This window comes from Herbiconiux liukaitaii (genome assembly GCF_041927495.1).
Taxonomy (GTDB): Bacteria; Actinomycetota; Actinomycetes; order Actinomycetales; family Microbacteriaceae; genus Herbiconiux; species Herbiconiux liukaitaii.
In genome coordinates, this window is sequence record NZ_JBHFHG010000002.1 from 659,675 (window position 1) to 672,718 (window position 13,044).

Genomic DNA, 13,044 nt, shown 5'->3' on the forward strand with positions numbered 1-13,044 from the left:
GCGCGGATGCCCGCCACGTAACGATCTGTACACAACAGAAAGAGGTCGCCGGTGACTGTCAACGACCAGGACCCTTACTCGGCCGGACACACTGATTCGGATCCCGACGAGACCAGCGAGTGGAACGAATCCCTCGACGCGCTCGTCGAAGCCCGGGGCCACGGCCGCGCGCGCGACATCATGCTGAGTCTGCTGAAGCGGTCCAAAGAGCTGCACCTGAACGTCCCCATGGTGCCGACGACCGACTACATCAACACCATCGCTCCCGAGAACGAGCCGGAGTTCCCGGGCGACGAGTCGCTCGAGCGCAAGTACCGCGCCTGGATCCGCTGGAACGCGGCCATGACGGTGCACAGGGCGCAGCGGCCCGGCATCGCGGTCGGCGGCCACATCTCGACCTACGCCTCGAGCGCAGCGCTCTACGAGGTGGGCTTCAACCACTTCTTCCGCGGCCAGGACCACCCGGGCGGCGGCGACCAGATCTTCATCCAGGGCCACGCCTCCCCCGGCACCTACGCCCGCGCCTTCCTCGAGGGCCGGCTCGACACCCACCAGCTCGACGGCTTCCGCCAGGAGAAGTCGCACGCAGGCGGCGGGCTGAGCTCGTACCCGCACCCGCGCCTCATGCCGCACTTCTGGCAGTTCCCCACGGTCTCGATGGGCCTCGGCCCGATCAACGCGATCTACCAGGCGCAGCTCAACAAGTACATCACCAACCGCGGCATCAAGGATGCGTCGGACCAGCAGGTCTGGGCCTTCCTCGGCGACGGCGAGATGGACGAGGTGGAGAGCCGCGGTCAGCTGCAGGTCGCCGCCAACGACGGCCTCGACAACCTCAACTTCGTGATCAACTGCAACCTGCAGCGTCTCGACGGCCCCGTGCGCGGCAACGGCAAGATCGTGCAGGAGCTCGAGAGCTTCTTCCGCGGTGCCGGCTGGAACGTCATCAAGGTCGTCTGGGGCCGCGAGTGGGACGACCTGCTCAAGCGCGACACCGAGGGCGCCCTGCTCAACCTCATGAACACGGTTCCGGACGGCGACTTCCAGACCTACAAGGCCGAGTCCGGCGCCTACGTGCGCGAGAACTTCTTCGGTCGCGACCCGCGCGCTCTCGAGCTGGTCAAGGACTACACCGACGACCAGATCTGGAACCTCAAGCGCGGTGGCCACGACTACCGCAAGGTGTACGCGGCGTTCAAGGCCGCCACCGAGCACAAGGGCCAGCCCACCGTCATCCTGGCGCACACGGTCAAGGGCTACGGCCTCGGTCCGGCGTTCGAGGGCCGCAACGCGACCCACCAGATGAAGAAGATGACGCTCGACAACCTCAAGACCTTCCGCGACCAGATGCACATCCCGGTCACGGATGCGCAGCTCGAGGAGAACCCCTACCTCCCGCCCTACTACCACCCGGGCGAGAACGACGAGGCCATCCAGTACATGCACGAGCGCCGTCGCGCACTCGGCGGGTACCTGCCCGAGCGCCGCACGAAGCACACGGCGTTCTCGCTGCCCGACGACTCGTCGTACCAGACCCTGAAGAAGGGGTCGGGCACGCAGGAGATCGCCACCACGATGGCCTTCGTGCGTCTGCTCAAGGATCTGACCCGGGCGAAGGACTTCGGCAACCGCGTCGTGCCGATCATCCCGGACGAGGCGCGCACCTTCGGCATGGACGCCTTCTTCCCGTCGAACAAGATCTACAACCCCAAGGGCCAGACCTACACCTCCGTCGACCGGGAGCTGCTCCTGGCCTACAAGGAGAGCCCGCAGGGCCAGATCATCCACGTGGGCATCAACGAGGCGGGCGCCCTCGCGGCGTTCACCGCGGTGGGCACGAGCTACTCGACCCAGGGCGAGCCCCTCATCCCGATCTACGTGTTCTACTCGATGTTCGGCTTCCAGCGCACAGGCGATGCCCTGTGGGCGGCGGGCGACCAGATGGCGCGCGGCTTCATCATCGGAGCCACCGCGGGCCGCACCACCCTCACGGGTGAGGGCCTGCAGCACGCCGACGGCCACTCGCTGCTCCTCGCGGCCACGAACCCGGCGGTCGTGACCTACGACCCCGCGTACGGCTACGAGATGAACCACATCGTGCGCGCCGGTCTCGAGCGCATGTACGGCGGCGAGCACGACGACCCGAACGTCATGTACTACCTCACGGTCTACAACGAGCCGCACGTGCAGCCCGCTGAGCCGGAGGGTCTCGACGTCGACGGCCTCGTGCGCGGCATCTACAAGCTCAAGTCGGGCGAGATCGAGGGCCCCAAGGCCCAGATCCTCTCCTCCGGTGTGGCGGTGCCGTGGGCTCTCGAGGCCCAGCACCTGCTCGCGCAGGACTGGGGTGTGTCGGCCGACGTCTGGTCGGTCACCTCGTGGACGGAGCTCCGCCGCGACGGCCTCCGTGCCGAGGAGCACAACTTCCTGTACCCGAACGACGACCGCCACGTGCCGTACGTCACCACCAAGCTGCAGGACGCCCCAGGGCCGTTCGTGGCCGTGACCGACTACATGCACGCGGTGTCGGACCAGATCCGTCAGTTCGTGCCCGGTGAGTACGCCACGCTCGGTGCCGACGACTTCGGCTTCTCCGACACCCGCCCCGCGGCCCGTCGCTACTTCAAGATCGACGGCCCCTCCGTGGTGGTGCGCGTGCTCGAGCAGCTCGCGGCCCGCGGCGAGGTCGACCAGAACGCCCCCTCGTGGGCGATCGAGAAGTACCGCCTGTACGACGTGACGGCCGGCACCTCCGGTTCGGCGGGCGGAGAGGCCTGATCCCTTCCGTCATGACGGCGGGGCTGCGGATGCCTGAGATCGATGCCTAAGACCAAGGAGCAGACACTCGCGTGGCTGCGCACCATCTCGGGCGAGCTGTCGACCGCCACGATCAAGAAGCTCGACGCCACGCTGCCCTGGTACGGCGACATGCCACCAGGGCGGCGTTCGGCCGTCGGGCTCGTGGCGCAAGCGGGCATCAAGTCGTTCATCCAGTGGTACGACGACCCCACCACGACCACGTGGATCGCGGCCGACGTGTTCGGCTCCGCCCCGCGGGAGCTGCTCCGCTCGGTGAGCCTGCAGCAGACGCTCCAGCTCATCCGCGTGGTGGTGGAGGTCGTGGAGGAACGGGTCGCGGGGGCCGATCCGTCGCTCCGTGAGGCGATGCTGCTCTACTCGCGCGAGATCGCCTTCGCCGCCGCAGACGTGTACGCCAGGGCGGCGGAGGCACGCGGCCTCTGGGATGCGCGGCTCGAGGCGCTCGTGGTCGACTCGATCCTCTCGGGCGAGTACGACGACGAGCTGCCGAGCCGCATCGCCGCTCTCGGCTGGCACGGGCACGGCGAGGTCAGCGTGCTCGTGGGCACCACCCCGCGTCAGCTCGACGTCGACCAGCTGCGCCGCACCGCCCGCCACCTGAACGCCGACCTGCTCATCGGGGTGCAGGGCGGTCGCCTCGTGCTCGTGATCGGGCGCGCCCAGCCCGCGGGCTCGGGCGGCCCCCTCGACGGCACAGGTGCCGAGGAGGAGGGCGAGGCCCAGGAGGACGCCCTCTCGTTCCTCGACATCGCCACCAAGCTCGAGCCGGGCTTCGGCCCCGGCCACCTCGTGCTCGGCCACGAGGTGCCGAGCCTCGTGGAGGCCTCTCGGAGCGCCAAGGCCGCCCTCGCGGGCTTCGCGGTGGCCAAGGCCTGGCGGGGAGCGCCGAGGCCCATGCTCGCCGACGACCTGCTGCCCGAGCGCGCCCTCGCCGGCGATCCGCTCGCCCGCTCGACCCTCGTCAACCGGGTCTACCGCCCGCTGCAGGACCAGTCCCCCGAGCTCATGACCACGCTGTGGTGCTACCTCGACAACGGCCGCTCGCTCGAGGCAACCGCCCGCGAGCTCTTCGTGCACCCCAACACCGTGCGCTACCGCCTGAAGCGCGTGACCCAGGTGATCGGCTGGGACGCCACGGGGGCGCGCGAGGCGCTCATCCTGCAGTCGGCCCTCATCCTCGGGTCGATGAACGACCACGAATCCCCCGGCTCGCGGCGGTGACCGGCATCGATGTATGCCCTTTCGACAATGTAATCTGTGATCTCTTGGTCATGATCGACAGCAGCAATGAACGAACTCTTGGGAGACTGAATCAATGATCGTCGTCGTGTGCCCGGGCCAAGGCTCGCAGACCCCCGGCTTCCTCGCCCCCTGGATCGAGGAGCCCGCCTTCCGCGACACGCTGGAGGAGCTCGGCGACTTCGCGGGCGTCGACCTCGTGATGCACGGCACCGAGAGCGACGCCGACACCATCCGCGACACCGCGGTGGCCCAGCCGCTCATCGTGGCCGCCGGCATCCTCACCCTCGACGCGCTCTTCGGCGGCCTCTCCAGCACGGAGGGCAGGCGCAGCCGCGTGGGCGGGATCGCCGGGCACTCGGTGGGCGAGATCACCGCGGCGGCGGGCGCCGGCATCCTCACGAAGGGCGACGCCATGCGCATCGTCGGTGAGCGCGGTCGCGCCATGGCGGATGCGGCGGCCGTCACCTCCACCGGCATGAGCGCCGTGGTGGGCGGAGACCAGGCCGAGCTGCTCGCCCTGTTCGACGAGGTGGGTGTGCTGCCCGCCAACTACAACGGCGGCGGCCAGATCGTGGTCGCCGGCGCCCCCGAGGCCCTCGCCCGCCTCGCCGAGAGCGTGCCGCGCGGAGTGCGCGTGGTGCCGCTGCAGGTGGCCGGCGCGTTCCACACCCACTTCATGGCCCCCGCCGTCGAGCGGCTCGCGGCTGTCGCCGCCTCGGTGCATCCCGCCGACCCCACGCTCCCCATCTGGACCAACCGCGACGGCTCGCTCGTCGACTCGGGCGCCCGCTTCGTGGAGCTGCTCGTGGGCCAGGTCTCCTCCCCCGTGCGCTGGGACCTCGACATGGAGGCCTTCGCCGCCGCAGGCGTGACGGGCCTCATCGAGGTCGCACCCGCCGGAGCGCTCACGGGTCTCGCCAAGCGCGGCCTCAAGGGCGTGCCCGCCGTGGCCGTCAAGACCCCAGACGACCTCGCCGCCGCCTTCGACCTGATCGACCAGGCCGCGTGAGCGACACCGACATCCCCACCCCACCGGAAGACCTCGCGGAGCACGCCATGACCAAGCCCACCCTGAAGCAGAAGACCGGCCCCCAGTTCACCCGCATCCACGCCATCGGCGCGGCCCGCGGCGACATCTCGATGGTCAACGACGAGCTCGTCGGCCCCATCGACTCCTCCGACGAGTGGATCAAGCAGCGCACCGGCATCGCCGAGCGCAAGCGCGCCTCCCACGACGTGTTCGCCGTCGACCTCGCCGAGGCCGCCGCCAAGGAGGCCATCGAGGGTGCGGGCATCCTGCCCTCCCAGATCGGTGCCATCCTCGTCTCCACCATCAGCAACCCGGTCATCACGCCCTCCCTCGCCACGCACGTGGCCGAGCGGATCGGCGCTCCCCTGGCCGCCGCCTACGACATCAGCGCGGCCTGCGCCGGCTACGCCTACGGCATCGGCCAGGCCGACTCGCTCATCCGCGCCGGCCTCGCCGAGTACGTGCTCGTGATCGGGGCCGAGAAGCTCTCCGAGTACGTCGACCCCACCGACCGCTCCATCTCGTTCCTGCTGGGCGACGGCGCGGGCGCCGCGGTGGTGGGCCCGAGCGACTCCGTGGGCATCGGCCCCACCATCTGGGGCTCGGATGCGACCAAGCGCGACGAGATCTTCATGACGGGCACGAGCATCGGCTTCCGCGACCAGGAGACCGAGTGGCCCACGCTCAGGCAGAACGGCCAGGCCGTGTTCCGCTGGGCCGTCTGGGAGATGGTGAAGGTCGCGAAGCAGGCGCTCGAGGCCGCGGGCGTGACCGTCGAGGACCTCGCCGCGTTCATCCCCCACCAGGCCAACATGCGCATCATCGACGAGTTCGCGAAGCAGCTCAAGCTGCCGGAGACCGTGGCCATCGGCCGCGACATCGAGACCACGGGCAACACCTCGGCGGCCTCGATCCCCCTCGCCACCCACCGTCTGCTCACCGAGCAGCCGGAGCTGTCCGGTGGTCTGGCCCTGCAGATCGGCTTCGGAGCCGGTCTCGTGTTCGGCGCGCAGGTCGTCGTTCTGCCCTGAAACGCCTGACTAAACTAAGTCTCGGTCACACGACACCCCTCAAGGAGAAACCATGGCATTGTCCAACGAAGAAGTACTGGCCGGACTGGCCGAGCTCATCAACGACGAGACCGGCATCGCGACCGACACCGTCGAGCTGGACAAGTCTTTCACCGACGACCTCGACATCGACTCGATCTCGATGATGACCATCGTGGTCAACGCCGAGGAGAAGTTCGACGTGAAGATCCCCGACGAAGAGGTCAAGAACCTCAAGACCGTCGGCGACGCCGTCACCTTCATCGTCGCCGCCCAGGGCTGACTCCAGCCCTCACCGCGATGGGTCGGCAGGATTGCGACCCGAGCTCCGATCCTGCCGACCGCACTGCCCCGAGCACCGCGCCATCCGGCACCTGGACTGACCACCCACAGAAAGTTTCACCATGAGCACCAAGAAGATCGTCGTCACCGGCATCGGCACGACCTCCCCCCTCGGCGGCACCGCCTCCGAGACGTGGAAGAACCTCCTCGCAGGGGAGTCCGGCGCCACGACGCTCACCCAGGACTGGGTCGCGGAGCGCGAGCTCCCCGTCACCTTCGCCGCTCAGGCCCGTGTTCCCGCCTCAGAGGCCCTCGAGCGCATCGAGACGAAGCGCCTCGACCCCGGCAGCCAGTTCGCGCTCATCGCCGCCCGTGAGGCCTGGCAGGATGCCGGCGCCCCCGACGTGGTGCCCGAGCGCTTCGGCGTGGACTGGGCCACCGGCATCGGCGGCGTGTGGACCCTGCTCGACGCATGGGACACGCTGCGCGAGAAGGGCCCCCGACGGGTGCTGCCCATGACGGTGCCGATGCTCATGCCCAACGGCCCCGCCGCCGCCATCGAGATGTCGCTCGGCGCCCGCGCCGGTGCGCGCACCGTGGTCTCGGCCTGCGCCTCGAGCACCGAGTCGATCGTCAACGCCTACGAGCACCTGCAGGCCGGCTACGCCGACATCATCATCGCCGGTGGGTCCGAGGCCGCCATCCACCCGCTGCCGATCGCCGCCTTCGCCTCGATGCAGGCGCTCTCGAAGCGCAACGACGACCCGGCCACCGCCTCCCGCCCCTACGACCTCACGCGTGACGGCTTCGTGCTCGGAGAGGGCGCCGCAGCCCTCGTGCTCGAGACCGAGGAGCACGCGCTCGCCCGCGGCGCGAAGATCTACGCCGAGCTGCTCGGCGGCGCCGTCACCTCGGACGCGTTCCACATCACCGCACCCGACCCCGAGGGCTCGGCCGCCGCGCGCGCCATGCTGGCCGCCGTGGCCACGGCCGGTTACGCGCTCGACGATGTGGCGCACATCAACGCGCACGCCACCTCCACACCCGTGGGCGACATCGCGGAGTACAAGGCGCTGCTGCGCGTGTTCGGCGACCGCCTGCACGAGATCCCCGTGTCGGCCACGAAGGCCGCCACCGGTCACCTCCTCGGCGGAGCGGGTGCCATCGAGGCCATCTTCACGGTGCTCGCGCTGCACGAGCGCATCGCTCCCCCCACCATCAACCTCACCGAGCAGGATCCCGACATCCCCCTCGACGTCGTGCGCGAGCCGCGGGCTCTGCCGGCGGAGGGCGACCTGCTGGCGATCTCGAACTCGTTCGGGTTCGGGGGGCACAACGCTGTGGTGGCGTTCAAGACTGCTTAGGCTTCAGCCCTCTGCGTCTTGAGGGTGGCGTGTGGCTGTGTTTGTGCTGCGCCGCCCCCTGTGCGGCGCAGGCGGCATGCGATGCCGGTGTCGGATGACGTGGCTGCGCCGCGCCCTCCGGCACCGGTATCGCCTCGGGTCACCGAGTACGGCCTGTTGCGTTCCGTCCCTACCCCACGCCTCTGTGGAGGTAGACGACGGGGCTCATGTCGGAGGCGTAGCGGAAGGGCTCTAGTTCGTCGTCCCAGGCCTGGCCCAGGGCCAGGCGGAGTTCGCGGTGGAGGTCGAGGGCGTTGGTGCCTGCGAGCTCCATGGCGTTGCGGATGCGGTCCTCGGGGATGACGGTGTTGCCCGAGGAGTCGACCTGGGCGTAATAGATGCCGAGGTCGGGCGTGTGCATCCAGCGGCCGCCGTCGTGGCCCTCGCTCGGGTCTTCGGTGACCTCGTAGCGGAGGTGCTCCCAGCCGCGCAGGGCGGAGGCGATGGCAGCACCGGTGCCGGGCGCGCCCTCCCAGTAGAAGTCGGCGCGCTGGGAACCGCGCAGCACGGGCTGCTCGATCCAGTCGAAGTTGACCGCACGACCGATAGCGCGACCTGCAGCCCACTCAACGTGGGGGCAGAGCGCGCGTGGAGCGGAGTGGACGTAAACCACCCCGCGGGCACTGGTTGCCACCATTTTCATCTCCATTCGTGAGGTACGTCTTCCCCAACGACCTGTGAACGGGATGGATGTGGCTATGCGGTTGTGGTCACATCTTGTCAGAGCCCCTCGGCGAATCACAACCGTGTCATCCCGCGTTTCCCGAACTCCCAGACATATACTCAGTGAGTAATTGCAGATCGCCCCGATGGCGATCGGAGAAGGCGGTGCGGATGTCGGTTCGAGCGGGGATCCTCGCCGTGCTCACCGCCTCCGAGGCCTACGGTCTGCAGCTGCACACCGAGCTCGAGATACGCACCGATCGGGTGGGTGTCATCAACGTGGGGCAGATCTACTCCACCCTCGAACGACTCTGCGCGGCAGGCCTCGTGGAGGCCGTGGGAACGACAGACGACGGACTCCCCCTCTACGGGCTCACCCCCGTGGGCACGGCCGAGGCCGACTCCTGGCTGCGGGACCCTGCGCTCACCGGGGTCTCGGCCTGGAGCGACATGGTGTTCAAGGTGCTGCTCGCCACGAGCCTGGAGGGCGACGGCGCTGCTCCCCTGCTGGCCGGCTACCGGGAGTCGTGGGACGCGAGCACGGCTGCATCCCCTGAGGTCGACTCCGTCGATGCCGGCGACGACTCCGGCCCCGCCGCCGCCCTCGCCCGACGCCTGCAGGCCGAGGCGGCCATCCGCTGGATCGACGAGGTCGGAGCGCTGCCGGGTGGCCTCGAGGGCCTCCGCCGCCCGCTACGGAACGAGAGACCCCGACGGGGCCGCCGACCGGTGTCGACGTCGGAGCAGCGAGACCGGTAGCAGTCTCGCCAGCGTGCGGTCACGCCCCGTGGCCTCGGCCTCGATCGCGGCCACGAGCTGTATGAGGTCGTCGGCGATGCCCGACCGGGTGGCCGTGTCGGCCGACCCCGGGCGCGCGTACTGCTCCCACTCGACGCCGCGCCGCAGCCGCTCGAGCGGTTCCGCGGGCAGCAGATGGTCCGCCACGAGCCGCTCGGACAGATCCACGAGCGTGTCTCCCGCCGAGCGGTCGACGCGGTGGTCGTCGAGGGTGTCCTCGAGCTCGATCCAGGCGAGCGTCGCGGGCAGATCCGTCGACGCCAGCTCTCGGATGCGCCGGCGGCGCCTCCACCGGCGGAAGGCCAGCGGGGCGAGCACCACGGCCGCCAGCGCGCCCAGCACGGCGAGGAAGGTGCCCCAGCTGCGCACCTGACTCAGCACGGCCTGCTGGGCCGTGGGCACGGGCACTGTGTCCTGCACGGCGTCGGGCTGCTCGGCCGGGTCGGTGGCCTCGACCTGCGGGGTGTCGGCCGCCGCATCCGGGTTGCCGGCATCCGACTGCGCGTAGTCGGGGAGGCTGTAGTCGGGGGGCGTGATGTCGAGTCCGGGTGTGGGCTCGAACGGCAGCCAGCCTACACCCTCGAAGTAGAGCTCGGGCCACGAGTGCAGCTGGTCGGTGTACACCTCGTAGAGGGCCCGACCGCCCTCCGAGGTGCTGTCGGCGGACTGACCGGGTGCGTAGCCCACGGCGATCCGCGAGGGGATGCCGAGGGTGCGCGCCATCACGGCCATGGCACCGGCGAAGTGCACGCAGTAGCCCGACTTCTCGGCGAGGAAGGCCGGGATCATCTGGGCGTTGCCGCCCTCGTACGCCGTGGCATCCGGGGCGTTGAGCGAATAGGAGAACTGGTCGGAGCGGAAGTACTCCTGCAGGGCGACCGCCTGGTCGTAGTTCGTGGCGGCACCAGCGGTCACCGCGGCCGCGGTCTGTGCCACCACGGGGTCGAGCCCCGGCGGGAGCTCGGTGAACGACTCGAGGCCGTCGGGCACGATGCCGCCCGCGTCGGCGAGCTGCTGGGCCGTGGGCTGGATGTCGAGGCCCACCACCTGGTAGTTCTGGCCGCGCGTGTCGCCGCTGAGGTTCGTGACCGTGAAGGTGTCAGGGGTCAGGAGCCAGTTGCCGAGCAGGTCGTCCACCTCCTCGGTCGGGTAGGGCAGGGGCAGCCAGTCGCTGCGCAGCCCCGCGATGGAGACCGTCGTGGACTGCTGCGTGATCGGCACCTCGGCGGCGAGACCCTGCGGGGTACCGAACGGCCCCGACCGGTAGCGCTCGGCCTCGTAAGGCCGCTCGGGCTGCCAGATGTCGGTGGAGAAGTCGCCGAGGTTGACCATCTTGAGGTAGAGGCCCTCCCCCGCATCGGTGGAGTAGGTGAGCGAGAGCACCGGATCGCTCCGGCGGAGATCGCGCCCGAGCTGGATGGTGGGGTCGACACCCGCGGAGTAGACGGAGGCGAAGCTGTCGCCCGATCCGCTCGCGAAGGAGTCCGCGGTGAGGCCGGGAGTCACGGCGGGCACGGCGACCATGACGGCGAGGGCCGCGGCGCCCACGCCGAGGGCCAGCCCCGGATTGCGGCCCCCACGACCGCCTCGGGGGATGCGCCCGATCCGCGAGCTGCACCACACGACGAGCAGGAACGAGGCCCCCGTGAGCAGGTAGAGCACGAGGTCGGGGTCGTCGCGGTAGATCACGGGGGTCACGACGAGCAGGGCGAGGGGCCCGGCCCCGGCCAGCACCGGGGTGCGCAGCCCGCTCGCGAGCTCGTCGGTGATGATGGCGATGAGGCCCACCGACATGACGAGCAGCTGGGTGATGGCGCCCTCGGCGATCGCCGGGGTCTCCTGCTCGGCGATCGCGAATCGGGCGTCGGCCAGGTCGCCCGCGATGTCGCGGAGCGTGTCGAGGGTGGGCACCACGAACCAGAGGCTGTCGGCGGCGTAGAACACGATCACGAGCGCGCCCCAGGTGATGGCCGAGACCGCCACGACCGTGATCTCGGGGGCCCCGCGGTCGCGCAGCACGGCGGCGACGGCGAGAACGGCCACGATCATGGCCATGGCCGCGAACCACCAGGTGATGCCCTGCAGCAGCGGGGAGAGCCCGCTGAGCGCGATGCCGAGGCAGAGGGCCACGGCGAGCGTGCTCTGCCAGGCGCCCCGGCGCTCGGCGGCACGGCGGCCGAAGCGCGCCCTGATGCCTGTCGCCTGGCTGCCGGTGCCGCTTGTGCCGCCGGTGGTCAGCGTGCCCAGGCCGCTCATCCGATCCCCCGCGCGTCGCCGAGCGCCTTCCACAGCGAGGTCAGCGAGTCGTCCGGGCCGCTCTCCACCACGGTCCAGCCTGCGCGTCGCAGGTCGGCGGCGACGGCGGGATCGCGGCGGTCGCCGACCACGAAGGCCACGGCGTGGGAGGACATGGCCGCCAGGTCGCGGATGCGCGTTGCAGACCCGGATGCACCGGAGACGACCGCGAAGACGGGCGGGGCGTCCGGTGAGGTGAGGGCGGCCTCCTCCACGGCGAGACGGAACTCCACCGGGTCGAGGTGGGCGCCCGGCCGTGACCAGGCGAGTGCCTGCACCACGCTGCGCGATCCGAACGGGGCCGTGTGCACGGTCGACTCGTCCGTGTCCGGCGCGGGACCCGAGTTCGAGCCGGCGACCCGACTCGAGGAGCTCCCTGACCGTCCGGTGGGCGATCCCTCGGTCGAACCTCGCCCGGCACCGATCATCCGCACACCGAAGCCCTCGTTCATGAGGTGCAGGGCGATCGACGCGACGGCGCTCACCGCCCACTCGAACCCCGCATCCGGAGCGTCGCGCCGACGGCTGCGGCGAGAGCCGGTGCGCACGCCGGCCGACGACGGTGCGCCGCCGCTCCCGACAGACGAGGACTCCTCTGCGAACGAGGCGGAGTCGAGCAGGATCACGGCGTCCTGGTCGTTGCGCTGGTCGTCCTGACGCACCATGAGCTCACCGTGCTTCGCCGTGGCGGGCCAGTGCACGCGGCGGATCGAGTCGCCCGCGAGGTACTTGCGCGCGATGACGTCCTGCTCCCCCGCTCCGTACAGCCGCCTCGAGAGCTGCTCGGCGCCGTCACCGGAGGCGAGCCGCAGGTCGATCCTGGCGAGCTCGAAGACGGCGGGGGTGACGAGCACCACATCCGATCCGCCGAAGACCATGCGGCGCATCGCGCACCCGAACGGGTCGGTGAGGGTGACCTCGAAGGGCCCGATGCGGTGCGCGCCGCGGAAGCGGGTGTCGAGGGGGTACTGCACGCGGTGGAGCTCCGGGGCATCGAGCGTGCTCGACGCGTAGCCGGGGAGCGAGGGCAGCACGAGGGGCCGCGACGAGCGGAGCGGTGCTTCGGCGTGCTCGATCCAGACACCGGACGGGGTGCGCACCCTGCCCCAGTTCTGCAGGTAGAGCCCTGCGGTGATCCGCTGGTCGACCACACCAGACTCGGGTTCGAAGCGGCGGGTCACCGAGATCGAGAGACGCCGGAAGGCGACCCAGGCGAGAGCGAAGAGCGGCACCGCGAGCAGGAAGCAGGCGAGGTAGGCGAGCTCCTGGCGGCGCACCACCTGGGTGAGCGCGAAGACCAGAATCGCCGCGACGATCAGGCCCCAGCCGCGGGCGGTGGGTCTGGCGACGCTGCCGAAGCCCCGCCGACCGCTCGCGCCCCGCCGACCGCTCGCGCCTTGACGACCGTTCGCGCCAGGGCGACCGCCCGTCACTCGCTGGCCTATGCTGCCTTGCCGACCGC

Annotated in this window: 10 protein-coding genes; 7 read left to right on the plus strand and 3 right to left on the minus strand. The window is 70.3% G+C overall.

Annotated features, from left to right (window positions below):
* Window positions 1-51 precede the first annotated feature (51 nt).
* The 6 genes from aceE (at window position 52) to ACEXQC_RS03690 (ending at window position 7,787) form a co-directional block, all read left to right on the plus strand.
* Window positions 52-2,778 (plus strand): pyruvate dehydrogenase (acetyl-transferring), homodimeric type, encoded by a 2,727-nt coding sequence (aceE, locus tag ACEXQC_RS03665; RefSeq protein ID WP_374818463.1) that lies wholly within the window; start codon window positions 52-54, stop codon window positions 2,776-2,778.
* Between the two features lie 42 nt (window positions 2,779-2,820).
* Window positions 2,821-4,041 (plus strand): PucR family transcriptional regulator, encoded by a 1,221-nt coding sequence (locus ACEXQC_RS03670; protein ID WP_374818465.1) that lies wholly within the window; start codon window positions 2,821-2,823, stop codon window positions 4,039-4,041.
* 94 nt (window positions 4,042-4,135) lie between these two features.
* On the plus strand, window positions 4,136-5,071 hold the full coding sequence (locus tag ACEXQC_RS03675) for an ACP S-malonyltransferase (protein ID WP_374818468.1): 936 nt from the start codon (window positions 4,136-4,138) through the stop codon (window positions 5,069-5,071).
* 47 nt (window positions 5,072-5,118) lie between these two features.
* Window positions 5,119-6,123, plus strand: a complete 1,005-nt coding sequence (locus ACEXQC_RS03680) for a beta-ketoacyl-ACP synthase III (protein ID WP_374818860.1) — start codon at window positions 5,119-5,121, stop codon at window positions 6,121-6,123.
* Window positions 6,124-6,175: 52 nt separating this feature from the next.
* Window positions 6,176-6,424: an acyl carrier protein gene (locus tag ACEXQC_RS03685; protein WP_259526901.1), complete on the plus strand. Its 249-nt coding sequence runs from the start codon at window positions 6,176-6,178 to the stop codon at window positions 6,422-6,424.
* 121 nt (window positions 6,425-6,545) lie between these two features.
* Window positions 6,546-7,787, plus strand: a complete 1,242-nt coding sequence (locus ACEXQC_RS03690; protein ID WP_374818471.1) for a beta-ketoacyl-[acyl-carrier-protein] synthase family protein — start codon at window positions 6,546-6,548, stop codon at window positions 7,785-7,787.
* A gap of 169 nt (window positions 7,788-7,956) precedes the next feature.
* On the opposite strand, the gene ACEXQC_RS03695 is transcribed toward ACEXQC_RS03690, so the two are convergent.
* The gene (locus ACEXQC_RS03695; protein WP_374818474.1) at window positions 7,957-8,463 is read right to left on the minus strand and encodes a DUF3145 domain-containing protein; all 507 of its coding nucleotides are present in this window, start codon (window positions 8,461-8,463) and stop codon (window positions 7,957-7,959) included.
* Window positions 8,464-8,660: 197 nt separating this feature from the next.
* Here ACEXQC_RS03695 and ACEXQC_RS03700 point away from each other — a divergent pair, with 197 nt between their 5' ends.
* On the plus strand, window positions 8,661-9,248 hold the full coding sequence (locus tag ACEXQC_RS03700) for a PadR family transcriptional regulator (RefSeq protein WP_374818476.1): 588 nt from the start codon (window positions 8,661-8,663) through the stop codon (window positions 9,246-9,248).
* On the opposite strand, the gene ACEXQC_RS03705 is transcribed toward ACEXQC_RS03700, so the two are convergent.
* Both ACEXQC_RS03705 and ACEXQC_RS03710 read right to left on the minus strand, forming a co-directional pair.
* Entirely contained in the window at window positions 9,183-11,543 is a 2,361-nt protein-coding gene (locus ACEXQC_RS03705; RefSeq protein ID WP_374818479.1) for a transglutaminase TgpA family protein, read from the minus strand. The genes ACEXQC_RS03700 and ACEXQC_RS03705 overlap by 66 nt on opposite strands.
* Window positions 11,540-13,015, minus strand: coding sequence for a DUF58 domain-containing protein (locus ACEXQC_RS03710; protein WP_374818481.1), 1,476 nt, complete (start codon window positions 13,013-13,015; stop codon window positions 11,540-11,542). Before ACEXQC_RS03710 ends, ACEXQC_RS03705 begins: the two co-directional genes overlap by 4 nt.
* Between the last annotated feature and the right edge of the window lie 29 nt (window positions 13,016-13,044).